Genomic DNA, 23,096 nt, shown 5'->3' with positions numbered 1-23,096 from the left:
GGAGGCGGGCTTTTTTCATGAGTTGCGGTCCGCTTTTAGGGTAGAATAGGCGCCCATAAAAATAATCTTCAGCGGACACATAGCCCGAGCAGGTGTGACCGGCCCGAAATGAGGCCCTACTGCCACCTGAACAGACTGACAGAATTTTTGGAGAGTTTTAGATGGCTGATTATCAGGCACCCTTACGTGACATGCGCTTCGTTCTGAATGAAGTTTTCGATGCCCCCGCCCTATGGGCCTCGCTGCCCAAGGTTGCCGAGCATGTGGACCCGGAAACGGCGGACGCGATTCTAGAAGAGGCTGGCAAGATCAGCAGCGGTGTACTGGCGCCCCTGAATCGCGAGGGCGACGAGCAGGGCTGCAAATGGAACGACGGCGAGGTGACCTCACCGGACGGTTTCAAGGAAGCCTACCAGACCATCGTTGAAGGCGGTTGGAACGGCCTCGGCGGTAACCCGGACTTTGGCGGCATGGGCATGCCCAAGACTCTGGTGGCCCAGTTCGAGGAAATGATGCAGGGAGCCAACATGGCGTTCGGCCTGGCCCCTATGCTGACGGCAGGTGCCTGTCTCGCCCTGGACGCCCATGGCAGTGATGAGCTGAAAGAAAAGTACCTGCCGAACATGTATTCCGGTGTCTGGTCCGGCGCTATGGATCTGACCGAGCCCCACGCCGGTACCGACCTGGGAATTATCCGCACCAAGGCCGAGCCCAACGGAGACGGCTCTTTCAACGTCACAGGCACCAAGATCTTCATTACCTGGGGCGAGCACGACATGGCGGAGAACATCATTCACCTGGTTCTCGCCAAGCTGCCGGACGCGCCGAAGGGTCCTAAGGGAATTTCCCTGTTCCTCGTGCCCAAGTTCCTCGTGAATGACGACGGTTCACTGGGTGAGCGCAACAGCTTCAGTTGCGGTTCCATCGAGAAGAAGATGGGCATCAAGGGCTCCGCGACCTGTGTCATGAACTTCGATGGCGCCAAAGGCTGGTTGGTCGGTGAAGAGAACAAAGGCCTGGCGGCCATGTTCACCATGATGAACTACGAGCGCCTGGGCGTGGGCATCCAGGGAATCGGCGCTGCCGAGGCTTCTCTCCAGAGTGCCCGGGAATACGCCCTTGACCGTATCCAGAGCCGCGCGCCAACCGGCGCCCAGCAGCCCGAAAAGGCAGCAGATCCAATTCTCGTTCATCCGGATGTACGCCGCATGCTGCTGACCATGAAAGGCTATGTGGAAGGCGGCAGGGCCTTCTCGACCTACGTTGCCCAGTGGCTGGATATCTCCAAGTACGCCGAGGACGACGAGCGTCGCAAACATGCCGAGGGCATGGTGGCCTTGCTCACCCCGGTAGCCAAGGCATTCCTGACTGATCGCGGTCTGGATGCCTGTATCATGGGCCAGCAGGTTTTCGGTGGCCATGGTTTCATCCGCGAGTGGGGCCAGGAGCAACTGGTTCGTGACTGCCGTATTACCCAGATCTACGAAGGCACCAACGGTATCCAGGCGCTGGATCTGATGGGCCGGAAAGTGGTTGGTACGCAGGGTAAACTCTATGAGCTGTTTGCCCAGGACGTGGCAAACTTCCTCGAGGAGAATAGCGGTGATGAGCACTTGCGCCCGTTCCTTGAGCCGCTAGCGGCTGCGGTTGAGCGTCTTGATGATGTTACCGAGCACGTGATCAAACAGGCCGGGGACAATCCGAACGCCATTGGCGCGGCTTCCGTGGACTATCTGGACCTGTTTGGCCTGACAGCGCTTGGCTATATGTGGGCGAAGATTGCCAAAGCAGCGGCACACCAGGCCGAAGCGGACACCTCCGGCTTTTACAGCGGCAAAATGAAGACAGCGCGGTTCTACTATGACCGTCTGTTGCCAAAGACGGTTTCGCTGGCCGAGGGTATTCGCAGCGGGAGTGATTCCATGATGGCGTTGACTGCAGAGGAATTCTGATTCCGTCAGCAATGGCAACGTGCAAAAAACCAGGCCTTCGGGCCTGTTTTTTTATGGATGCTGACCAAGTGGCCTGATCCTTGTAGAGCTTACAGGCGCTCCATCCGGTTCGGATCGGTGACGAAGGGGTTGTCGTTGCCCTGGATTTCAGCGATGCGCCGATGACGGGTGATCTCGCCATCATCTGGCGGGTCCAGACGGTTCCATCCCTTGAAGACCGCGGAGGAGCCCAGCCACGGCAGGTCATAGGTATCCACCATGTAGGCAACGGTGCGCGCGACATCGCCTTTTACCCGGACCGGTGGCTCGAAGAACTGGGCGCTTTGGCGAATGCCACACTCATCCTCGCTGACGGACGCCCCGAGATCTTCGTAACGGGCATTGCGGCGCCCCATCTCGGTCCGGCTGCGTACCGGTATCATATTGTGCATGTCAGACGCGATCTGGCGGTAGCGATTGTTCTGTTCACATTCACGGGATGTGCCGCAATCAAGTGCGCTACGGACATCCGCCAATGGATACACATAGCCGTCTGTCAGCACGAACCCTTTGCTGGTAAAGGCTGTGTTGCAAAAGAAGGAGTTGCCGCCGTTGGCGTAGAGGTCACCCCAGAAGTGATCGGAAACGACGGTTTTGGGGTCACTGAACCGGGTATTCTGGCCAATCACGAGGGTAGTGGTGAGCAACAGGCAGAGCGCTGTGGGTATCAGTAAGAATTGTTTCATACGCCTTTTATACCTCGCCGTGTTCCCAAACGTCCTGGCAATTCGGGCCCTGATGAGAAGGGCTGATCAGAAAATGACCAGGTGGGTCAAAACTATGACGCTTTGTTCACTGATACTGTGAAGTATGACACAGAGGCTCTAATGCACAGAGCCTCTGAGGTAGAGATTTGTGGCGTAATGTTAACGGGTTAACAGTTTTACTTCAGTTTGTTGCGGATGTTCTGATAACCATTTTTCAGATCTTCGCCAAGTTTTTGCGCGGTTTGGCGGGCTTCCTGGGACGCGTTTTCTGCATCGTGCAGAACCTGGTCGATTTTGTTTTTGAATCGATCCCAGTCCTGTTCGAGGTCCTCCCACTCGTCCTTAACGTCTTCCCGGGCCAGATGCATCTGAACGCGCGCCTCATCCCGGTACTGTTTTACCTTTTCCGACAGCTTCTTGAGCTCTTCTTGAAGACTCATATCAAGCACCTCCTTGGATTGTTGGTGTGCTTACAATGCGCCCGATTGTAAAAATCTGTCAAGGGGCTGGCTAGGCCAGACGATAACAAGAAAGGCAGAGTTTGATTCAGGTCAGGAACGACTGGCAAGCAGGGCGGACATATCCCGCAAATAGTGCCACGGAGTGAGGGAATCGAAGCCTTTGGCGGCGCGATCGATCTGACTGCACAGGCTGATGGCCTCATTCAGTTGGGAGCGGTTCAGCCTGCGTGCGGCCTGCTCGAGCGCCCGGGCCCGCTGGGGCTGGAACACCCCTCGCTTTTTCAGGAAGGCTGCGGGATTCTCCGACTGACCGGCTGAGGACTTCAGCTCCAGCAAGAGATTCAGGTCGCGGCTGAGAACCGACAGCAGGCCCAGCGGGTTTTCTCCCTCTTGCTGAAGCACAGTGATCATCTTACCGGCGTGAGGGGCCCGGCCACTGATCAATTCCGTGACCAGTTCGAAGCCATTGAATCGGGAACTGTCCTGGACTGCCTGTTCAACAGTTTCCTCGTCGATGGTATTGCCGTTTGCCAGCAGAGACAGCCTGTCCAGTTCCTGGCTGGCGGCGAGCAGATTGCCTTCCAGGCGTTCGCTCATGATGGCCAGGGCGCCCCGGGTCAGGCTCAGGCCCCGGTTGCTGGCCCTCTGCTGGAGCCACCCCTGGAACTTATCGGCATCTACTGGCCACACCGGCACGTGAACACCTTTGCCCTGGAGCTCTTTGTACCATTTTCTCCGTGTCTCCGCGGCGTCCAGGCGGGCGCTGATCAGCAGCAGAATGATATCTTCGGGAGGATCTGCCAGTACCCGTTCCAGTACCGCGCGACCGTCACCAAGCTTGCCCGTGGGCAAATGAATCTCGATGCGCCGTTTCTCGGCAAACAGGGACATGGCACTGAATTCTTCGCCAACGGCATTCCAGTCCAGTTGGTGATCGGCGTGGAAGGTCAGGCGGTCATGATAGCCGGCGTCTTTTGCGGCCTTTCGAACCTGATCACAGCATTCCTGGACCAGCAGGGGTTCATCACCGGAAACAAGATAGACCGGCGAGAGGCCCTTTTTCAGAAGCTGGGATAACTGGCCCGGGTTGGTCTTCATGGCTGGCCTGTGGCTTGGGCGTCATCTTCCTGTTTGCGCTGGTATTCTGCCCGGATGGCGTCGATGCGCTGCGGGGTCAGAGGAGCCAGCCGGAATATCACCTGCTGCGCAAGGCGATCGTCCATTTGCTGGCGGAGGGCCTCTTCTTCACGCTGTCTTGCCAGCACGTTGGTCTCGTCGTAGCGGTAACTCTCGCTGGTCGTCAGGCGTGTCGTACCTACCATGGGAACCCGATCCGAGCTGACCACTTCAAGATCAACAGAGTGACGGAGCGTGTATTCGGCGGCCGCGGCCTGGGCTGTGATGGCGCTTGCGCGGCGATCCCGCTCGAAATTCCTCAGTCGCAGAATGTAATCGGCCTCCGCCACTGGCGCCACACGGACATTGCCCAGGTTTAGCTGTTCGCGCAAGGAACGGCACAGGGTGTCGGGTACCTGGGATGAGCAATCCACCGCCAGAGGTTCAAGGGCCGAAGAAACCGGAGGCGCACCCCGCAACTGGAATCCACAACCAGCAATCAGTGCCGCCATTACAGCGGTCAGCATCAGGCGTGCTGAAGATTTCAGAGCGGAGTGCCGTGACATATCAGTTGGCCACCACGTTCACCAGTTTGCCCGGCACCACGATAACCTTGCGTACCGTCGCACCCTCCGTAAAGCGCATAACGTTCTCGTTCTCGAGGGCCAGCTTTTCCAGATCGGCCTTGCTGATATCGGCCGGCACATCTTCCTTGGCCCGAACCTTGCCGTTGACCTGCAGTACCACCTGGATCTGGCTGCGAACCATGGCAGACTCATCAGCTTTGGGCCAGGAGGCATCGACAACCGGCTCTTCGTGACCTAACGCCTGCCAAAGGGTATGGCAGATGTGCGGAACGATCGGCGACAGTACAAGCACCGCGGTGTCCAGGGCTTCCTGGCGGACGGCACGCGTCTGGGGCTCGTCACCCTGGAGTTTGCCGACATCGTTGAGCAGTTCCATCACGGCGGCAATGGCGGTATTGAACGTCAGCCGCCGGCTGATATCGTCACTGACCTTGGCAATAGTCTCGTGAGTCTTGCGACGCAGGTTTTTCTGGCCATCGTTCAGTTCGGCCGCGGCCACAGCCGGAGCAGGGCCGCCGGCTGCATGCTCGTTCACCAGGCGCCATATGCGCTTGAGGAAACGGTGGGCACCCTCAACGCCACTGTCCGACCACTCCAGGGACTGTTCCGGGGGTGCCGCAAACATCATGAACAGGCGAACGGTATCGGCACCGTGCTCGTCGATAATGGCCTGGGGATCAATGCCGTTGTTCTTGGACTTGGACATCTTGGTGACGCCACCGGATACCACCGGCTCGCCATCTTCCTTATGTACGGCCCGAACGGGCTGGCCTTTCTCGTCTCGCTCGACGGTCACATCGGCGGGCGAGATCCATACCTTGCCACCCTTGCCATCTTCCCGGTAGTAGGTCTCCGCCAGGACCATGCCCTGGCAAAGCAGCCGGTTGAAGGGCTCGGAACTGGTCACCAGGCCCACGTCGCGCAGCAGCTTGTGGAAGAAGCGGGCATACAGCAGGTGCAGGATAGCGTGCTCAATGCCACCGATATACTGATCTACCGGCAGCCAATAGCTGGCGGCAGACGGGTCCAGCATGCCCTGATCGTAATTGGGGCTGCAGAACCGGGCGTAGTACCAGGAAGACTCCATGAAGGTGTCGAAAGTGTCGGTTTCCAGGGTCGCCGGCTGGCCGTTGAACTCGGTCTTGCACCACTCAGGATCGGCCTTGATGGGAGACTGGACACCGTCCATTTCCACGTCTTCGGGCAGGCGTACCGGCAGCTTGTCGTCGGGCACCGGCATCTCGGTGCCGTCTTCCAGTGTCATCATCGGAATCGGCGCGCCCCAGTAACGCTGGCGGGATACACCCCAGTCGCGCAGGCGGTAATTCACGGTGCGCTTGCCAATGCTGTGTTCTTCCAGGAATTTTGCAATCTCATCGAAGGCTTCGTCGCTGCTCAGACCGCTGTACTTGCCCGAGGAAACGAGGATGCCCTTCTCGGTGAAGGCCTGCTCCTGGACATCGATCTCCCGGCCGTCACTGGCGGCAATCACCTGTTTGATGGGCAGTTTATACTTGCGGGCAAACTCATGGTCGCGCTCGTCGTGACCGGGCACCGCCATCAGCGCACCAGTGCCGTAATCCATCAGCACAAAGTTGGCGACCCAGACCGGAATCTCTTCTTGTGTAAGCGGGTGCACCGCCTTGAAGCCAGTATCGATGCCGCGCTTCTCCATGGTGGCCAGTTCGGCCTCCGCGGTCTTGCTGTTGCGGCACTCTTCGACAAACTCAGCCACGTCGCGATGGCGCTCTGCCGCCTCTTTGGCCAGGGGATGCTCTGCGGCCACGGCCATGTAGCTCACGCCCATCAGGGTGTCGGGGCGGGTGGTATAAACGGTCAGACCGCTATCACGGTCTTTAAGCGGGAAGGTCAGCTCGGTGCCTTCAGACTTGCCGATCCAGTTGCGCTGCATGGTCTTGACCTGCTCGGGCCAGTCTTCCAGCTCGTCCAGATCGTTCAGCAGTTCTTCGGCGTAATCGGTAATGCGGATAAACCACTGCGGGATCTTTTTCTGTTCCACCAGTGCACCGGAACGCCAGCCCCGGCCGTCCACGACCTGCTCGTTGGCCAGAACCGTCTGGTCCACCGGGTCCCAGTTAACCGTGGACATCTTCTTGTACACCAGGCCCTTCTCATACAAACGCGCGAAGAACCACTGTTCCCAGCGATAGTAATCCGGCTTGCAGGTAGCCAGTTCCCGATCCCAGTCGTACCCGAACCCCAGCTGCTTGAGCTGGTTCTTCATGTACTCGATGTTGGCGTAGGTCCACTTGGCCGGTGCAGTCTTGTTGGCAATGGCGGCGTTCTCGGCAGGCAGGCCAAATGCATCCCAGCCCATGGGCTGCATCACGTTCTTGCCCTGCATGCGCTGGTAGCGGGAAATCACATCGCCGATGGTGTAATTGCGGACGTGCCCCATGTGCAGCTTGCCACTGGGGTAGGGGAACATGGACAGGCAGTAGTACTTGGGTTTGCCCGGTTCTTCCTTCACCGTGAAGGTCTTGTTCTCTTCCCAGAAATTACGGGCATTCTGTTCTACGTCACGGGGATTGTATTGCTCGTCCATTCCTGCCATTACCGAAATTACCTTGTGTGGAAAAAATAAAAGCCTGTATCAAAATCACGTCCGGAGCGGGCCAGACATTCTAACGCACACTAGCCTTTACAGGTAGTCTGCCAATTTTCTGTTCTTGTGCCAGACTTACAGTATTGGTGGGAGACGGCGGCCGGTGCGGCTTCCTGAGACACGCCGTAAATACGTCCCTGTAGGCTTGATCGCAGCATCCATGCTGCTCACAGTCTCAGGAAGCCGCACCGGCCGCCGTCCCGAATCTTGGGAGCAATCGTCAAGAAGACGAGCACCAAAGGTCCGGGAGGCAGGGTGTGTCAGGTCTTTCCGGGACTGTCTGCAGCATGGATGCTGCAGTCAAGCGTACAGGGATGTATTCACAGCGTGTCCCGGAAAGACCTGACGCAGCCTGACTCCTACACCCATAGTTTGATTTAACGCCTGTTTTTTGGAACACCGAGGTCCATTTCAAGGAGCAGTTATGACACAACCAGAAAGAAGTCATCTCTCAGGCAAGGCACTGGAAGTTTACGACCGTATGCTGGAGCGGGTAAAAACGCGTCTCCATGACCTGGAAGAAACATCGCTCCAGAACCTCGAAGAAGAGGTCCAGAAAGCGGTGGAATTTGAGTACGAGCTCGAGGAGATGACCAGGGATGAAGCGGCCCTGCTTGGCGAATACCTCCAGAGGGATCTCGAGCACCTTCTGCACTTCGTGGAGGAAACTGGAGAAGGCCTGAGTGAATGGTTGCAGCTTGATATGGCATTGCTGGAACACCAGTTGGCGGACAGCCTGCTGTCGGTCGCTGACAAAACGGTTGTGGACTTCCTGGAGCTGAAACAGAAGCTGGAAAATAAGGAAGTGGGCCAGTACATCTCAGGGGAAGTGGCTACCGCCGGTATGTTCCAGTGCCTGAACTGCGGGCATATGAGGTGTCTGACTGCCACCAGTCACCTGGAACCCTGTGAAGCCTGCGGCTCCCACTACTACGAGCGGGTCACGAGCCGCTGGCCGAAACAGGAGGAATAATCCGCTCCCGGACAAAAACGATCAGAATGACCGCAAGGGTCAGCACTGGCCAGGAGCCGGTTTGCATATAGGGCGTGCTACCCGTGGCAGTGAACACCTCGCCGGTGAGGGTGGCGCGTTTGAACTGGGGAATGGTTTCGGTCAGTTCACCGCGGTTATTGATGATTGCCGTTACGCCATTGTTGGTGCCTCGAAGCATGTAGCGGCCGGTTTCCAATGCCCGCATCCTGGCAATCTGTAAATGCTGCAACGGGCCGATAGAGTCGCCGAACCAGCCGTCGTTGCTGATGGTGAGCAGAAGGCCTGCGCCCCGGGCGTTAAAGGCCACAAAATCGGGATAGGCGACCTCATAGCAGATAAAGGGCATCACGTTGATGCCATTGGCCTCGAGCGGCTCCTGCCACTCAGGTCCCCGGCTGAAATCGCTCATGGGCAAATCGAAGAAACCGATCAGACCCCGCAACACACTTTGTAGAGGCACATACTCCCCGAATGGCACCAGCTTCTGCTTGTGGTACATGCCCTCGCCGTTGCCGATGGCCATGATGCTGTTGTGGAAGGTGAAATCCTCAATTCGGTCACTGAATCCATACCAGGGTATACCGGTAATCAGGGTGCTGTTCTCCCCCAATTCTGCACTGATGTGGTCAATGATTTTGCCAGCCTGATCCTGGGGGATGGGAATGGCCGTTTCCGGCCATAGAATCAGGTCTGTGTCCCAGTGGTCTTCCGTCATTTCCAGATAGGTTACGATCTGGTCCTTCAAAAACTCCGGGTCCCATTTTATCTGCTGGGGGATATTGCCCTGCATGGCAGCAAAGGAAGTAGGGTTCTCGCTCAGATCCGTCCAGTCGAGGCGATTCATGGCCGGAGCAACGAACCAGGGAATCAGGGCAACAACGAGTATGATGCCAGCAGCAACTGGTCTCAGATGCCTCACGAGCCACCAGCTGCCGTAAAGTGCGGCACCGGTAGCAGCAATCCAGAGGGTGATGCCATGCACGCCGGTCAAGGGAGCTAGCCCGGCCAGGGGGCCGTCCGTATGCGCCGTGCCCAGATACAGCCATGGAAAGCCGGTAAGCAGCCAGCCACGGAGCCAGTCGCCAAGAATCCAGATGGCGGGGAACAGGATCAGGCGTCGGACCGGGCTGTCCTTGGCAAGCTTACCCCAGAACCAGAAAGCGAGGCCGTGGAACAGTGCCAGACCCGCTACGAACAGAACAGTGAGCAGGATGGCTATGGGAATCGCTGTGTTGCCGTGTTCGCTGATGCTGATGTACACCCAGCTGGCCCCGCTGCCGAACAGCCCCAGGCCAGTCAGCCATCCGGCCCGGAAAAGCTTTTCCGGGGCCAGGGGTACGGTAACCAGAAGGATCAACAGGAGCGAAACCGGGCCCAGCCACCAGAGGTTGAATGGAGAAAAAGTCAGGGTTTGCAAAGCGCCGGCCACCAAAAGGGCGGCGGCGCCCAGCCAGGCGTTGGAAGAGAACGGGGTTTTCAGCGCTCTGGTGTTGGTGGCGTCACTGGTCACTTCGGGTTACCTGCAGCAGACGGATTACACGGTTATCGGCGTTGGCAATGGTAAAGCGCAAGCCGCCGAATTCAACCGATTCGCCCCGTCTGGGCAGGTGTCCGAATTCCTTGAGAACCACGCCACCAATGGTATCGAATTCTTCTTCGTCCATTTCGGTTTCGAAGAACTCATTGAAATCATCAATGGGCGTTACTGCTTTTACGGCGTAGCTGCCATCGCCCCGGGCCTTGATGTTCGTCTCTTCATCGAAGTCGTGCTCGTCCTCGATCTCGCCAACGATCTGCTCGAGAACGTCTTCGATGGTGATGAGGCCGGCGGTGCCGCCGTATTCATCCACCACGATGGCCATATGGTTGCGGTTTTCCTTGAACTCCTTGAGCAACTGGTTGAGGCGCTTGCTCTCGGGGACAAAATTGGGTGGCCGCAGAATTTCCCGGATACGATTCCAGTTCAGGTCGTTGTTCAGGGCCAGGGGAAGCAGATCCTTGGCCAGCAGCACGCCGATGACATCGTCCTGGCTGTCGCCAATAACCGGGAAACGGCTGTGTGCAGAATCCATGATTTCGCCCAGAAACTCTTTGGGCTCCTGGGATGCCTTTACGGTGACCATCTGCGAGCGGGGAATCATGATCTCATCCACTCGCATGTCGATTACCTGCATGGCACCTTCGATGATGCTCATGGCATCGACATCGATGATGTTCTGGGACTCGGCGTCCCGCAGGATTTCCAGCACGTCCTCAACGGACTCAGGCCCGCTGGAGAAGGCCTGTGATATACGTTCCAGCCAGGACTTTCCGCCCTGGCTGCGACTCGACTGATCGTCGCTCATGAGTCTTGTTCCGTTTCCTCTGCTTCGTAAGGATTGCCATATCCAAGCTGCATCAGCAGCCGGATTTCGAGGGCTTCCATGACCTCGGCATCATCGTCTTCAATATGATCAAAACCCTGGAGGTGCAACATGCCATGCACCACCATATGCGCCCAATGGGCGTCGAGGGTTTTGTCCTGCTCCCTGGCCTCTTTCTCGACAACCGGCGCACAAATCACCAGATCTCCGGCCAATGGCACCGTTATACCGGCTGGCGCCTCAAATGGGAAGGACAACACGTTGGTCGGATAGTCCCGCCCCCGGTACTGGTGATTGAGTGCCTGACTTTCTTCGGTTCCGACAATACGGACAGTCACCTCGGACGGATCCTCGCCCTGCCAGGCAAGTTGCGCCCATTTCTGAACCTGCGCCTCCGAAGGTATTCCCGGAGCCTTAAAAACCTGCTGAAAATCTACTGTCAGCTCGCTCACTGGCCGGTCGCACTCCCATCATCAAAGGAATCGTAGGCTTCGACAATCCGCTGTACCAGCGGATGGCGTACCACATCCTTCGCTTCGAACCGGGTAAACCCGATGCCCGGCACCTTGCTGAGAACACCGGCGGCATGAATAAGCCCGGAGTTCTGGCCGCGGGGCAGGTCCACCTGGGTGGTGTCACCGGTAATAACCGCGGTAGACCCAAAGCCGATACGGGTCAGAAACATCTTCATCTGCTCACGGGTGGTGTTCTGACTTTCGTCCAGAATAATGAACGAGTTGTTTAGCGTGCGACCGCGCATGAATGCCAGTGGCGCAATCTCGATTACGCTCTTCTCGATCAGCCGGGTAACCTGGTCAAAGCCGAGCATCTCGTAAAGGGCGTCGTACAGCGGGCGCAGATACGGATCCACCTTTTGGGCCAGATCCCCGGGCAGGAAGCCCAGCTTCTCGCCGGCCTCAACCGCCGGCCGAACCAGCAGAATCCGCTTCACCTGCTCGTCTTTCAGGGCCTCAACAGCACAAGCCACTGCCAACCAGGTCTTGCCGGTACCCGCCGGCCCGATCCCGAAGTTGATATCGTGGGTGCGGATGTTGTGCACATACTTCTGCTGGTTCGCACCCCGCGGTTTGGCTGTCAGTTTGGGCGTCTTGATCACCGTCACAGCACCATCGTAGGGCACGTCCTCCGGCAGGCGTTCAAAGCCGGTTTCCCGGATAAACAGATGCACGGTATCCGGCGGAATATCATCCGTGGCCTCGGTTTCCCGATACAGATGCCGGATAACCTCGACGGCCGCCGCCACATGTTCGGTTTCCCCTTCCACCCGGAAATGATGACCCCGCCTGCCGACTTTCACATGCAGGCGTTTTTCAATCATCTTCAGGTTTTCATCAAACTGGCCACAAAGCGTCGCCAGCCGACGCTGGTCCACCGGGTGCAGGTCAAATTGTCTGTGATCGTTGGCGTTCAAAAGTGCTCCGTTTCGTTTACTCCCCATGGTTTATTGATTGGGAGTACGTGTTTCTGCTGTTCGGTTAACGGGCAAGGGCCGGGCGGACTCTCCAAAAAGCGCCCGCAAGTACGTCCATGTAGGGCTCGGTCGCGCCATCCCTGGCGCTCCACGTTTTTGGAAAGTCCGCCCGGCCCTTGCCCTGATCTTTCTATGTGCAGGCCCGAAAGTTAAAAAACAAGTAGGTCGGATTAGCCGGAGGCGTGATCCGACGGTTTTCATCGTTCCGGAAAAAATTGTTGGATTACGACTTCGTCTAATCCAACCTACGAATGCTTTCTGTGGCCTGCAAGGGAGTATTCGGCGGAGATTGGTGCGTATGGCTTCCCAAAAATGTCGGCGGCCAAGGATGGCCGACGCCAAGCGCACATGGATGTGCTCGTAGCGGTTTTTGGGAAGCCATACGCACCAATCGTCCTACTCCAAATCCCAGACGGATGGGAAACCGGGCCTAGTAAAACTCCGAATCCACTGGCACCCCGCGAAGTGAATTGGGATAGGCCTCCACAATATCGACATCAATAAAGTGCCCAACAACCTCCGGATTCTCATGCCGGAAATTCACAATCCGGTTATTCTCGGTACGCCCTGCGTATTCGCCAGGGTCCTTCTTGGACAACCCGGTTACCAGAATACGCTGAGTAGAACCCACCATCTTGCGGCTGATATCCATCACATTCTGGTTCAGTCGATCCTGCAGAATGCTCAATCGCTGCTTCTTCACATCCATCGGCGTATCGTCCGGCAGGTCCGACGCCGGTGTGCCAGGGCGGGCGCTGTAGACAAAACTGAAGGACATGTCGAAACCGATGTCGTTGATCAGCTTCATGGTGTCTTCAAAGTCTTTCTCGGTTTCGCCCGGGAAGCCGATAATGAAGTCCGAAGAGAAGCTGATGTCCGGGCGGATCTTGCGCAGGCGGCGGAGTTTCGACTTGTACTCCAGAGCCGTGTGGCCACGCTTCATGGCAGCCAGAATCCGGTCGGAGCCGCTTTGAACCGGCAGGTGCAGGTGGCTGACCAGCTCCGGAACACGCTCATAGACGTCGATCAGTGCATCCGAGAACTCCACCGGGTGAGAGGTGGTGTACCGAATACGGTCGATGCCGTCGATGGTGGCAATCAGCTCGATCAGCTCCGCCAGATCCATGGTGTCGCCGTCGTGGGTTTCGCCACGGTAGGCATTCACGTTCTGGCCCAGCAGGTTCACTTCCCGAACACCCTGGCTGGCCAGATGAGCCACTTCAGCGATCACGTCGTCCGCCGGGCGACTGACTTCTTCCCCGCGGGTATACGGAACCACGCAGAAGGTGCAGTACTTGCTGCACCCTTCCATGATCGAAACAAACGCAGAGGGGCCATCGGCGCCGGGCTCGGGCAGGTTGTCGAATTTCTCGATTTCCGGGAAGCTGACGTCCACAACGCCCACGCCGTTACCCTTGGCGCGCACTTCGGTGATCATGTCTGGTAGGCGATGCAGGGTTTGCGGGCCAAAGACCATGTCCACGTAGGGCGCGCGGTCAATGATCGCCTGGCCTTCCTGGGACGCCACACAGCCGCCCACGCCGATGATCATTTCCGGCTTTTTGCTTTTCAGCTTTTTCCAGCGGCCAAGCTGGTGAAACACCTTTTCCTGGGCTTTTTCCCGAATGGAGCAGGTGTTCAGCAGCAGGATGTCGGCGTCATCCGGGGAATCGGTCATTTCGACGGTTTCACCGGTTTTGAGCAGGTCTGCCATGCGGGCAGAATCGTACTCGTTCATCTGACAGCCGTGGGTTTTGATGTACAGCTTCTTGGCCATGGGTCTCACGTATTCTGGTGGATGGTGCGCCGGGAACTGGATGGTTTAAACGGGGCGCCAGCAAAAAGGAACTGCGTATTATAACGGGGTGCTTAAACTTCAACCACCTTTGTCTCGGCTAGTTGCTAGTCCGCTTGTGGTATTATTTTTGGTTCTTTAAATCGACAATCAAGCCCGAACACGATCATGACCCCCGAACGCCTAGCCCGAATCAAACAAACCCTGAACACCCGGCAACCGGACCTGAGCGTCCTCACCGATCAGGTCCACAAACCCCGGAACCTCTCCGCCATCATCCGCTCCTGCGACGCGTTCGGCCTTGCCAACATGCATGTGGTCTGGCCGAAGGAAGGCTTCCGGGCCTTTCGCAAAACCGCCGGCGGCAGCTACAACTGGGTAACCACCCACACCCATCGGAGCATGGACGAGGCGATCGACAGTCTGAAAGGGCAGGGCCAAAAGCTGTACGCCGCGCAGCTTTCGGACCGGGCGATTGATTTTCGGGAGGCGGATTACACAGTGCCGTGCACGGTGATCATGGGTAACGAGGTGGATGGCGTCAGCGCCGATGCTGCGGCCCAGGCCGACGAGCACATTGTGATCCCGATGATGGGCATGGTCGAGTCGCTCAACGTGTCCTCCGCCTGCGCGATTATCCTGTCCGAAGCCCAGAGACAACGAAAACTGGCTGGTATGTTCGACCAGCGCCGTCTGCCGGATGACGAATACAATCGCCTGCTGTTCAGATGGTGCCAGCCAACCGTCAAACGCTACTGCGACGACCGCAACCTGCCGTACCCGCCAATCGATCCGGACACCGGCGAGTTAATCGATGGCGTAGGCTGGATGCAGGAAGTAAGAAAACTGCGAGCTAACCGCTCCAGGTGGAACGGGGAGGCCGTTACTCCTCCCGAGCCTCAAGATACCGCTGAAGCTGTTCCCGCAAAGCCTTGGGAAGCCGGGTAATCGTCAGGGCATCTTTGTCGCGATCATAGTAAACCGCCTGATTTACCAGGTCCGACGAGAACGACACGCTCATGCCACCCCCGGAGCCCGCAATACGCACCAGCTTTTTCACCTTACGGTGGTCCGGGTGCAATACGCCGCTCTCCGGCAGTTCGGCGGTTTTCGAGGCGAATTCCTTGAAGCGTTGCGGCTCGCTCTCGTCCAGGTAGCCGGATAGCGCCTCGATTTCCACTGGTTCGCCCAGGGCATGCTGTTCCTTGCAGAATTCGTAGGCCTTGTTGCGAACCTCGCCCGCTTTCTCTGGCTCCGAGGATTTTGCGAAGGCTTCCACGGCGTCCAGGAACGTCATGGTTTCCTTTTCCACGTCTACCTGATTGGTAAACCCGCACAAACGGATAAACAGCTCGCCCGGCTCACCAGTTCCACGGCCATGCACCAGGGTGAGGTAGTTCTCCGCCGGATTGTTGCCGCGCCAGTCGTCCAGCTCGATGCGAACGGCCAGGTTCAGGCGGGACAGACTGAGGACGTCGGTCGCATCCAGTGACTGCTTGCCATCGAAGCGCATGGCGCTGTCGGTTTCCAGAATAAACAGGTAAACCACCTCGGCGTCGGCCAGGGCATCGTGGACAATCATCAGATGGCCATCGAATTCTTCCTGGCTGCCGGTGAGTAGTTCCTGCCACTGCCCGAAAAGGCGGTCGGTCATGGCGCCAAAGGTTTGTTTGTCTTCCAGATAGTCTTTTAGCCAGGCGCTGAACGGGCACTCGCCCAGATCTTCGGAAAACCGGCCGTATTTCTTGCCGGGCTTGCTGTTGAACAGCCGCTTCATCTGTTTGTGCAGCCCCTCGTAATCGCCACCGGGCTCCTGCAGGGCCTCGCCGGTCACGAGGCGGGCAGGCTGGCCCGGCTGGTACTGGCTGGCGAAGGCAGTGCGGAGGTGTTTGATGGCCATTTTTGGCTCCTGTTCGTTGTTTCGGTTAACTCAGGGAGGCGGGATTCTGCCACGATTTGGTGGCGGATTCATTGGTAGCCTGAAGGTCTGCGGGAGGGCCGCAGGGCAGGTCATTCTTTTTCTTACGAAAAAACAACTCGCTTCGCTCAGACATCTTTTTTCTAGAGAAAAAGAATGACCTACCCCACGTCCACGGGCCTCTCAGTGGTCCGCCAAAAAAGGATGAATGCTTTGCCGTAATTTTACGCGGGAATAAGCACTAGAGTATGCCGGTGACGGGGTGGGGGTATCTTTTTCTGCCGGAAAAAGATGTCTGAGCGAAGCGAGTTGTTTTTCCAAAGAAAAAGATACCCCCACCCCGGCGCCAGCCACCGAAGTAAGGGTATCTCCAGTCAGTTCAAAGTTTAGACCCGCTTGCTGCGAATCAACCCCTGAACAAGTTTGCCAACAGCCTCGGGAATCTCCTGTTCGCTGTCCGCGGTCGCAGCCGCATTGGCGATGTCAGTGCCGAGGTTCACGGCAATGGCAACCAGTCCGTGGGAAGTCAGAAGCTGGGCAACACGGCGGCGCTCGTCGGCATCGCCGGCGTTTTCTTCGGTGACCACCACGGCGGTTTTGCCCTGGTCGAACAGCGCACGCTCTACGGCAAGCGCCAGTGCCGGCGCCTGTCGGCCGTTGCAGGCAATGATCGCCGGTTTCTGGGCAAGTCGGCGTTCGCGTTCTTCTGCTGACACCGGATCGAGGGATTCCCCGGAATCGGCCAGGCCGGCCACCATGCCCGCACCAATGGTGACGTTGGACAGGCGGTCGATCACGATAAAGCTGCCGGTGACGTGGTTGCGCCGGTATGCGTCAAAGGCAATCGGCTGGTTAAGGGTCAGTTCACACAGACCAATTTCGTTCAGCTGCAGCTGGCTGGGGTTGGCCTGCTGTTCCAGGGTGTTTACGTCGGTCTGGTGATGGATCTTTTTCACCGTGCCGGAGGTAAAGGTCGGTCCCAGCTTGATGTCGTACAGGCGCCCGGTTTCCAGTGGTGCATCCGTCATCCACACGATGTTGGCATTGAAGCGGTTGCCCACTTCGGGTTCATCTTCCACCTTGACCAGCATGTCTCCGCGACTGATGTCGATTTCATCGGTCAGGGTGAGGGTGACTGCCTGATCGATATACGCCTCTTCCAGGTTGCCATCGAAGGTGACAACTTCCTTGACCGTACTGGTGCGGCGTGAGGGCAGGGCCATGACCTTTTCGCCCGGGCGGATCACGCCGGAGGCAATAGTGCCGCAGAAGCCCCGGAAATTGAGGTTCGGTCGGGTAACGTACTGAACCGGAAAGCGGAAATGCTCCAGGTTCTTGTCCCGGCCGACTTCCACTGTTTCGAGGATTTCCATCAGGGGCTGGCCAGTGAACCAGGGCGTGTTCTCGCTCTTGTTCACAACGTTGTCGCCTTCCAAGGCGGACAGCGGCACAAAACGGATGTCCTTCAGGCCGAGCTTGGCGGCAAACGCGAGGTAATCGTCTTTGATTTCGTTGAAGCGTTCTTCGCTGAAATCCACCAGATCCATCTTGTTCACTGCCACGACAATATGGCGAATGCCCAGAAGAGAAGCGATGTAAGAGTGGCGCCGGGTCTGGGTCAGCACGCCGTGGCGGGCATCGATCATCAGGATGGCGACCTGGGCCGTGGACGCGCCGGTTGCCATGTTACGGGTGTACTGTTCGTGGCCCGGGGTGTCGGCAATGATGAACTTGCGCTTGTCGGTGGAGAAGTACCGATAGGCGACATCAATTGTGATGCCCTGTTCCCGCTCTGCCTGTAGGCCGTCCACCAGCAGGGCGAGGTCAAGTTTCTCGCCGGTGGTGCCCATCTTGGCGCTGTCGGTTTTCAGGCTGGCCATGTGATCTTCGTAGATCATCTTGGTGTCGTGGAGCAGCCGGCCGATCAGGGTGCTCTTGCCGTCGTCCACGCTGCCGCAGGTGAGCAGGCGCAGGAGTTCCTTGTTCTCGTGCTGCTTCAGGTAGGCCTGAATATCTTCTGCAATCAGATCAGACTGGTGTGACATCTTAGAAATACCCTTCCCGCTTTTTCTGTTCCATGGAGCCGGCTGAATCGTGGTCGATCACCCGACCCTGGCGCTCGGAGCTCTTGGCCAGCAACATTTCCTGGATAATGTCCGGAAGCGTGTTGGCTTCGGACTCGATGGCACCCGTCAGCGGGTAGCAGCCCAGTGTCCGGAAGCGGACCGATTTCATCATCGGTTTTTCGCCTTCCTTCAATGGCATGCGGTCGTCGTCCACCATGATCAGGGTGCCATCACGCTCAACAACCGGACGCTCGGCGGCGAAATAAAGCGGAACGATGTCGATGTTCTCGAGGTAGATGTACTGCCAGATATCCAGTTCTGTCCAGTTGGACAGCGGAAAAACCCGGATACTCTCGCCCTTGTTGATCTTGCCGTTGTAAATGTTCCACAGCTCCGGCCGCTGGTTCTTGGGGTCCCAGCGGTGGTATTCATCCCGGAACGAATACACGCGTTCCTTAGCCCGGGATTTTTCCTCATCGCGACGGGCGCCGCCAAACGCAGCATCGAACTTGTACTTGTCCAGTGCCTGTTTCAGGGCCTGGGTCTTCATGACATCTGTATGTTTCGCGCTACCGTGGGTAAAAGGGCCGATTCCCTGATCCACGCCTTCCTGGTTCGTATGGACGATCAAATCGAGGCCAAACTTCTCAGCTACGTTGTCCCTGAACGTGATCATGTCCCGGAATTTCCAGGTGGTATCAATGTGCATCAGGGGGAAGGGTGGTTTGCCCGGATAGAAGGCCTTCAGGGCCAGGTGGAGCATTACCGCGGAATCCTTGCCGATGGAGTACAGCATTACCGGATTGTCGAACTCGGCTGCCACTTCCCGGATGATGTGGATGCTTTCCGCTTCCAGCTGTTTCAGGTGCGTGAGGTTGTATGTGGTCATGATAATCCGTTGCCGCCGTGCGGGCCGTGTTGGCTGTGCGAATGAATACGGCAACTATACCAGAGGGGGTAAGGGCATAAGAAGACGCCCAACTAGACATTGGCGTTATAACAATATAGCAGTGGCAGGCTCTGAATGGAGGTGAGCCAGAGGTGACGTTCAGGCCGGATTGCGGGAGTCGGCCAACAGTTTGGAGACGTAGCGGTCAACGTAGTCGAAGCCGTTGCCTTCAAACTCTGCGAACTGGATGCCCAGCTGGAACTCATCCCGCGCGATGCGTCTCATGTGAACGATGTTGCCGTCGGCAATAATAGAAACCGGTTGTGTGGCGACGACGGGCACGGCGAAGCGCGTTTTTACCGCAATCCAGTTGCCGGGGGCGGGCGCCTTCTGCTCGGGTATAAGCTGTTTCACCGTCTCCTGATTACAGGAGATCATCACCCCGGTGCGGGAAAGATTGGACACCGAACAGGTCAGGCAGCAGCCGTCCGGTTTCTCAATCGTAATGTCGGTGGCTACATCCACCCGTTGTTGGTTGCGCAAATTCAATTTGGCGGCGACAGGTTTCATGTTGACTCTTCTGGCGTGTCTGGTTGCAAATGAGGCTGCCTTTCCCATAAATCTCTTCCAGAAAAAACACTTAAGCGCATGAAAGTGTAGTTGTTTACTTTGTGATCAGCAAGAAGCCTGCCGTCTATAGTGGCAGATTTGTTAAATCTTTCTGAACAGGGCGTCACAAATTTTGACGTCTGTCAGATTATTCTGCTGCTTTTTCTGGTTCGACTCTTGCTGCAGCCGATCCCGCAGCTGGTGTAAAATACTGGCCTTCATTCATTTGTGGGCTCGTGCCGAGCTCCGGGAATTCCAAGCCTTTTATGACAGATAACACCCAGACCCCTGCCTCCTCCGGTAACGGCAAAGTCGGTTTCATCAGCCTTGGCTGCCCCAAGGCTCTCGTAGACTCCGAACGAATCCTCACCCAGCTGAGGCTGGACGGCTACGATGTCGTGCCCACCTACAACGACGCAGATATCGTTGTCGTAAATACTTGTGGTTTTATTGATGCCGCCAAGCAGGAATCCCTGGACGCCATCGGCGAGGCTATCAGCGAAAACGGCAAGGTGATTGTTACCGGGTGCATGGGCGTGGAGGCCGACAAGATTCGCGACACTCATCCCGGTGTACTGGCGGTTTCCGGTCCCCACGCCTATGAAGAGGTGGTCGGCGCGGTTCACCAGTTCGTGCCCCAGCAAAAGCAACACGACCCGTTCACCGATCTGGTCCCGCCTCAGGGCATCAAGCTGACGCCGAGGCATTATGCCTACCTGAAGATCTCCGAAGGCTGTAATCACCGCTGCACCTTCTGCATCATCCCCTCCATGCGCGGCGACCTGGTGAGCCGCCCCATCGGCGATGTGATGGACGAAGCCCAGCGCCTGGTGGATGCCGGTGTGAAGGAGCTCCTCGTCATCTCCCAGGACACCTCGGCCTACGGCGTCGACACCAAATACCGCACCGGCTTCTGGCAGGGCAGGCCGCTCAAGACCAAAATGCAGTCCCTGTGCGAAGCGCTGGGCGAGTTGGGTGTCTGGGTTCGCCTGCATTACGTTTATCCGTATCCCCATGTGGACGACATCATTCCCCTGATGGCCGAAGGCAAGATCCTGCCGTACCTGGACATCCCGTTCCAGCACGCCAGCCCGAAAGTGCTCAAGGCCATGAAACGCCCGGCCCACGACAGCAAGACCCTGGAGCGCATCCGCAAATGGCGTGAGATCTGCCCCGAGCTCACCATTCGCTCCACCTTCATCGTCGGCTTCCCCGGTGAGACCGAGGAAGACTTCCAGTACCTGCTGGACTGGCTCGATGAAGCCCAGTTGGATCGTGTTGGCGCGTTCAAATACAGCCCGGTTGAAGGCGCCAAAGCCAACGAACTGGAAGGTGCGGTTCCCGAGGAAGTAAAAGAAGAGCGGCTGGCCCGCTTCATGGAAAAACAGGCAGAGATTTCAGCAGCCCGCCTGCAGGCCAAAATCGGCAAGACAATTGATGTGCTGATTGATGAGGTGGACGAGGAAGGCGCCATTGGTCGCTCCAAGGCCGATGCGCCGGAGATTGACGGCATGGTTTACCTCAACGAGGAGACCGGCCTTGTGCCAGGCGAGATTGTCCAGGCCGTTGTTGAGCATGCCGATGAGCATGATCTTTGGGCTCGGCTTCTTTGATCGGCTTGGGCACCTAGCCTTGTGAGTTTGGTGGCGAGCCTCGGCGGGAGGAGCCTTCCAAAAACCGCTACGAGCACATCCATGTGCGCTTGACGTCGGCCATCCTTGGCCGCCGACATTTTTGAAAGGCTCCTCCCGCCAAGGCTTTGTAACTCTCGGGGATAGTCAACAGACTGTTCTTCTGAACGTGGTCGAATCAGACCTACGGCGTGTTTCTGCCGGCGTTTTCTGTGAAGCATCAAGCCGTGGCAGGTAACTTCTCCCGAAAATGTCTGTGGCCATGGATGGCCACAGCCAAGCGCACATGGATGTGCTCGTAGCGTTTTTCGGGAGAAGTTACCTGCCATGGCTGCCCCGAGCCACGCAGGCTAGGGCCGAAACAAGAAGTCCCGACCCATGATGGCGGCCTTATCCCCCAAGCTTGCGAACAAGGATCTCGTTAAACAGCTTCGGGTTCCCCTGGCCTTTAGAGGCCTTCATCAGCGGCCCCATAAAGCCACCAAGCATCTTCTTGCGCTTCTTCGGGTCTTCCTCGTTCTGATACTGCGCCACCTGATCCGGCATACCGGCTAGAACCTCATCCACCATGGCTTCCAGAGCGCCAGTGTCCGAGACCTGCTTCAGCCCCTTGGCATCAATGATGGCATCGACGCTGTCGTTCTCGCCGGTCCACAGCGCCTCGAAGACCTTCTTCGCGCCAGCGGATGAGATGGTATTGTCGGCAATCCGCACAACCAGGTCGCCCAATTGGGCGCCGGTGATGGGGGAGTCGGCAACGGATTTCTCTTCCGCATTGAGGCGGGCAGAGAATTCGCCCTGGATCCAGTTGGCGACCAGCTTCGCATCTTTGCCCTGGCTGGCGGCTTCTTCGAAGAATGCGGCCAGTTTCGAGTCGCCGCTGAGCAGGTCAGCGTCGTAGTCGTTCAGGCCGTATTGATCCTTGAAGCGGGCCTTGCGAGCGTCCGGCAGTTCCGGAAGGCTGTTGCGGGCTTCTTCGATGAACGAGTCATCGATCTCCACCGGCAACAGGTCCGGGCAGGGGAAGTAGCGGTAGTCGTTGGCTTCTTCCTTGGTGCGCATGGAACGGGACTCATCACGATCGCCATTGTACAGACGAGTTTCCTGCACAATTTTGCCGCCGTCTTCCAGAATGTCCATCTGCCGCTCGACTTCGTGGGCAATGGCCTGTTCCATGAACCGGAACGAGTTCAGGTTCTTGGTTTCGGTACGCGTGCCCAGAGTGTCGGAGCCCTTGGGTTTCAGCGAAATGTTGACGTCAAACCGCATGGAGCCCTGGGACATATCGCCGTCGCAGATGCCCAGCGAGGTCACGATGCTGTGCAGCTTCTTGGCAAAGGCGACCGCTTCGTCCGCGTTGTTCATGTCCGGTTCGGTGACCACTTCGATCAGTGGGGTGCCCGCCCGGTTGAGATCAACACCGGTCATGCCGTGGAAATCCTCGTGCAGGGACTTGCCCGCATCCTCTTCCAGGTGGGCGTGGTGAATGCGCACCCGCTTGGACTCACCGTTGGGCAGGTCAATGTCCACGTAGCCGGGGCCGACAATCGGGCGCTCAAGCTGGGTGGTCTGGTAGCCCTTGGGCAGGTCCGGGTAGAAATAGTTCTTCCGCTCGAAGACCGAACGCCGCTCAATTTCCGCGTTCACTGCCAGGCCGAACATCACCGCATAGCGGAACGCCTGCTCGTTGGGCACCGGCAGGGTGCCGGGCATGGCCAGGTCAACCGCGTTGGCCTGGGTGTTGGGCTCGGCGCCGTAGGCGGTGCTGGAGCCGGAAAAAATCTTGGTTTTGGTGGCGAGCTGAACGTGAATTTCCAGCCCGATCACAATGTCCCACTGCATACTCGTTCT

19 protein-coding genes are annotated in these 23,096 nt (G+C 57.6%); 4 read left to right on the top strand and 15 right to left on the bottom strand.

Translation table 11 applies throughout. The features are described 5' to 3' along the window. Nucleotides 1-161 precede the first annotated feature (161 nt). Entirely contained in the window at nucleotides 162-1,952 is a 1,791-nt protein-coding gene (locus NUW46_RS13820; protein WP_418140386.1) for an acyl-CoA dehydrogenase C-terminal domain-containing protein, read from the top strand. Nucleotides 1,953-2,041: 89 nt separating this feature from the next. On the opposite strand, the gene NUW46_RS13815 is transcribed toward NUW46_RS13820, so the two are convergent. The 5 genes from NUW46_RS13815 to leuS all read right to left on the bottom strand — a co-directional run bounded on the left by NUW46_RS13815 (nucleotide 2,042) and on the right by leuS (nucleotide 7,428). Further along, on the bottom strand, nucleotides 2,042-2,677 hold the full coding sequence (locus tag NUW46_RS13815; RefSeq protein ID WP_209396681.1) for an endonuclease: 636 nt from the start codon (nucleotides 2,675-2,677) through the stop codon (nucleotides 2,042-2,044). A gap of 197 nt (nucleotides 2,678-2,874) precedes the next feature. After that, nucleotides 2,875-3,138: a hypothetical protein gene (locus tag NUW46_RS13810; protein ID WP_069183045.1), complete on the bottom strand. Its 264-nt coding sequence runs from the start codon at nucleotides 3,136-3,138 to the stop codon at nucleotides 2,875-2,877. A 111-nt stretch (nucleotides 3,139-3,249) separates the two neighbouring features. After that, a complete protein-coding gene (holA, locus tag NUW46_RS13805; protein ID WP_412536192.1) occupies nucleotides 3,250-4,257 on the bottom strand; it encodes a DNA polymerase III subunit delta in 1,008 nt (335 codons plus the stop codon). Then, nucleotides 4,254-4,841 carry an LPS assembly lipoprotein LptE gene (lptE, locus tag NUW46_RS13800; protein ID WP_418140384.1) on the bottom strand — a complete coding sequence of 196 codons (588 nt, stop codon included), beginning with the start codon at nucleotides 4,839-4,841 and terminating at the stop codon, nucleotides 4,254-4,256. The genes holA and lptE overlap by 4 nt, the downstream gene beginning before the upstream one ends. A 1-nt stretch (nucleotide 4,842) precedes the next feature. After that, entirely contained in the window at nucleotides 4,843-7,428 is a 2,586-nt protein-coding gene (gene leuS, locus NUW46_RS13795) for a leucine--tRNA ligase (protein ID WP_418142044.1), read from the bottom strand. Between the two features lie 484 nt (nucleotides 7,429-7,912). On the opposite strand from leuS, the gene NUW46_RS13790 reads away from it, so the two are divergent. After that, nucleotides 7,913-8,461, top strand: a complete 549-nt coding sequence (locus NUW46_RS13790; RefSeq protein WP_069183048.1) for a zinc ribbon-containing protein — start codon at nucleotides 7,913-7,915, stop codon at nucleotides 8,459-8,461. On the opposite strand, the gene lnt is transcribed toward NUW46_RS13790, so the two are convergent. From lnt to miaB, 5 genes are all read right to left on the bottom strand, one after another. Beyond that, a complete protein-coding gene (gene lnt / locus NUW46_RS13785) occupies nucleotides 8,430-9,992 on the bottom strand; it encodes an apolipoprotein N-acyltransferase (RefSeq protein ID WP_418140383.1) in 1,563 nt (520 codons plus the stop codon). The two genes, NUW46_RS13790 and lnt, sit on opposite strands and share 32 nt — an antisense overlap. Continuing rightward, complete coding sequence (locus NUW46_RS13780; RefSeq protein ID WP_069183050.1) at nucleotides 9,982-10,827, bottom strand: HlyC/CorC family transporter; 846 nt, start codon at nucleotides 10,825-10,827, stop codon at nucleotides 9,982-9,984. The genes lnt and NUW46_RS13780 overlap by 11 nt, the downstream gene beginning before the upstream one ends. Then, entirely contained in the window at nucleotides 10,824-11,297 is a 474-nt protein-coding gene (ybeY, locus tag NUW46_RS13775) for an rRNA maturation RNase YbeY (RefSeq protein ID WP_418140382.1), read from the bottom strand. The genes NUW46_RS13780 and ybeY overlap by 4 nt, the downstream gene beginning before the upstream one ends. After that, complete coding sequence (locus NUW46_RS13770) at nucleotides 11,294-12,277, bottom strand: PhoH family protein (RefSeq protein ID WP_136630262.1); 984 nt, start codon at nucleotides 12,275-12,277, stop codon at nucleotides 11,294-11,296. Before NUW46_RS13770 ends, ybeY begins: the two co-directional genes overlap by 4 nt. 490 nt (nucleotides 12,278-12,767) lie before the next feature. After that, complete coding sequence (miaB, locus tag NUW46_RS13765) at nucleotides 12,768-14,114, bottom strand: tRNA (N6-isopentenyl adenosine(37)-C2)-methylthiotransferase MiaB (RefSeq protein ID WP_418140381.1); 1,347 nt, start codon at nucleotides 14,112-14,114, stop codon at nucleotides 12,768-12,770. Nucleotides 14,115-14,300: 186 nt separating this feature from the next. On the opposite strand from miaB, the gene trmH reads away from it, so the two are divergent. Next, nucleotides 14,301-15,080 (top strand): tRNA (guanosine(18)-2'-O)-methyltransferase TrmH, encoded by a 780-nt coding sequence (gene trmH / locus NUW46_RS13760; protein ID WP_418140380.1) that lies wholly within the window; start codon nucleotides 14,301-14,303, stop codon nucleotides 15,078-15,080. Here the strand turns inward: trmH and NUW46_RS13755 are convergent. The 4 genes from NUW46_RS13755 to NUW46_RS13740 form a co-directional block, all read right to left on the bottom strand. After that, a complete protein-coding gene (locus NUW46_RS13755) occupies nucleotides 15,016-16,032 on the bottom strand; it encodes a nucleoid-associated protein (RefSeq protein WP_209396698.1) in 1,017 nt (338 codons plus the stop codon). The genes trmH and NUW46_RS13755 overlap by 65 nt on opposite strands. A 404-nt stretch (nucleotides 16,033-16,436) precedes the next feature. Then, nucleotides 16,437-18,095, bottom strand: coding sequence for a sulfate adenylyltransferase subunit CysN (gene cysN / locus NUW46_RS13750; RefSeq protein ID WP_418140379.1), 1,659 nt, complete (start codon nucleotides 18,093-18,095; stop codon nucleotides 16,437-16,439). Between the two features lies 1 nt (nucleotide 18,096). Further along, a complete protein-coding gene (cysD, locus tag NUW46_RS13745; protein ID WP_305966734.1) occupies nucleotides 18,097-19,005 on the bottom strand; it encodes a sulfate adenylyltransferase subunit CysD in 909 nt (302 codons plus the stop codon). 159 nt (nucleotides 19,006-19,164) lie between these two features. Beyond that, nucleotides 19,165-19,575: a PilZ domain-containing protein gene (locus NUW46_RS13740; RefSeq protein WP_069183666.1), complete on the bottom strand. Its 411-nt coding sequence runs from the start codon at nucleotides 19,573-19,575 to the stop codon at nucleotides 19,165-19,167. 305 nt (nucleotides 19,576-19,880) lie between these two features. Here NUW46_RS13740 and rimO point away from each other — a divergent pair, with 305 nt between their 5' ends. Beyond that, complete coding sequence (gene rimO, locus NUW46_RS13735; protein ID WP_418140378.1) at nucleotides 19,881-21,227, top strand: 30S ribosomal protein S12 methylthiotransferase RimO; 1,347 nt, start codon at nucleotides 19,881-19,883, stop codon at nucleotides 21,225-21,227. A gap of 408 nt (nucleotides 21,228-21,635) precedes the next feature. Here rimO and gatB read toward each other — a convergent pair whose 3' ends face one another. After that, complete coding sequence (gene gatB, locus NUW46_RS13730) at nucleotides 21,636-23,087, bottom strand: Asp-tRNA(Asn)/Glu-tRNA(Gln) amidotransferase subunit GatB (protein ID WP_418140377.1); 1,452 nt, start codon at nucleotides 23,085-23,087, stop codon at nucleotides 21,636-21,638. Nucleotides 23,088-23,096 lie beyond the last annotated feature (9 nt).

The organism is Marinobacter sp. MA (assembly GCF_048298425.1).
GTDB lineage: Bacteria > Pseudomonadota > Gammaproteobacteria > Pseudomonadales > Oleiphilaceae > Marinobacter > Marinobacter salsuginis.
Note: the sequence above shows the minus strand (reverse complement) of the source record. Positions and strands in the feature narration are given on the sequence as shown.

Excerpts from the sequence above, each read along its gene's own strand:
- NUW46_RS13820 (WP_418140386.1), top strand. The coding sequence starts at position 162 with ATGGCTGATTATCAGGCACCCTTACGTGACATGCGCTTCGTTCTGAAT.
- NUW46_RS13815 (WP_209396681.1), bottom strand. The coding sequence starts at position 2,677 with ATGAAACAATTCTTACTGATACCCACAGCGCTCTGCCTGTTGCTCACC.
- NUW46_RS13810 (WP_069183045.1), bottom strand. The coding sequence starts at position 3,138 with ATGAGTCTTCAAGAAGAGCTCAAGAAGCTGTCGGAAAAGGTAAAACAG.
- holA (WP_412536192.1), bottom strand. The coding sequence starts at position 4,257 with ATGAAGACCAACCCGGGCCAGTTATCCCAGCTTCTGAAAAAGGGCCTC.
- lptE (WP_418140384.1), bottom strand. The coding sequence starts at position 4,841 with ATGTCACGGCACTCCGCTCTGAAATCTTCAGCACGCCTGATGCTGACC.
- leuS (WP_418142044.1), bottom strand. The coding sequence starts at position 7,428 with ATGGACGAGCAATACAATCCCCGTGACGTAGAACAGAATGCCCGTAAT.
- NUW46_RS13790 (WP_069183048.1), top strand. The coding sequence starts at position 7,913 with ATGACACAACCAGAAAGAAGTCATCTCTCAGGCAAGGCACTGGAAGTT.
- NUW46_RS13780 (WP_069183050.1), bottom strand. The coding sequence starts at position 10,827 with ATGAGCGACGATCAGTCGAGTCGCAGCCAGGGCGGAAAGTCCTGGCTG.
- miaB (WP_418140381.1), bottom strand. The coding sequence starts at position 14,114 with ATGGCCAAGAAGCTGTACATCAAAACCCACGGCTGTCAGATGAACGAG.
- trmH (WP_418140380.1), top strand. The coding sequence starts at position 14,301 with ATGACCCCCGAACGCCTAGCCCGAATCAAACAAACCCTGAACACCCGG.
- NUW46_RS13755 (WP_209396698.1), bottom strand. The coding sequence starts at position 16,032 with ATGGCCATCAAACACCTCCGCACTGCCTTCGCCAGCCAGTACCAGCCG.
- cysN (WP_418140379.1), bottom strand. The coding sequence starts at position 18,095 with ATGTCACACCAGTCTGATCTGATTGCAGAAGATATTCAGGCCTACCTG.
- cysD (WP_305966734.1), bottom strand. The coding sequence starts at position 19,005 with ATGACCACATACAACCTCACGCACCTGAAACAGCTGGAAGCGGAAAGC.
- NUW46_RS13740 (WP_069183666.1), bottom strand. The coding sequence starts at position 19,575 with ATGAAACCTGTCGCCGCCAAATTGAATTTGCGCAACCAACAACGGGTG.
- rimO (WP_418140378.1), top strand. The coding sequence starts at position 19,881 with ATGACAGATAACACCCAGACCCCTGCCTCCTCCGGTAACGGCAAAGTC.
- gatB (WP_418140377.1), bottom strand. The coding sequence starts at position 23,087 with ATGCAGTGGGACATTGTGATCGGGCTGGAAATTCACGTTCAGCTCGCC.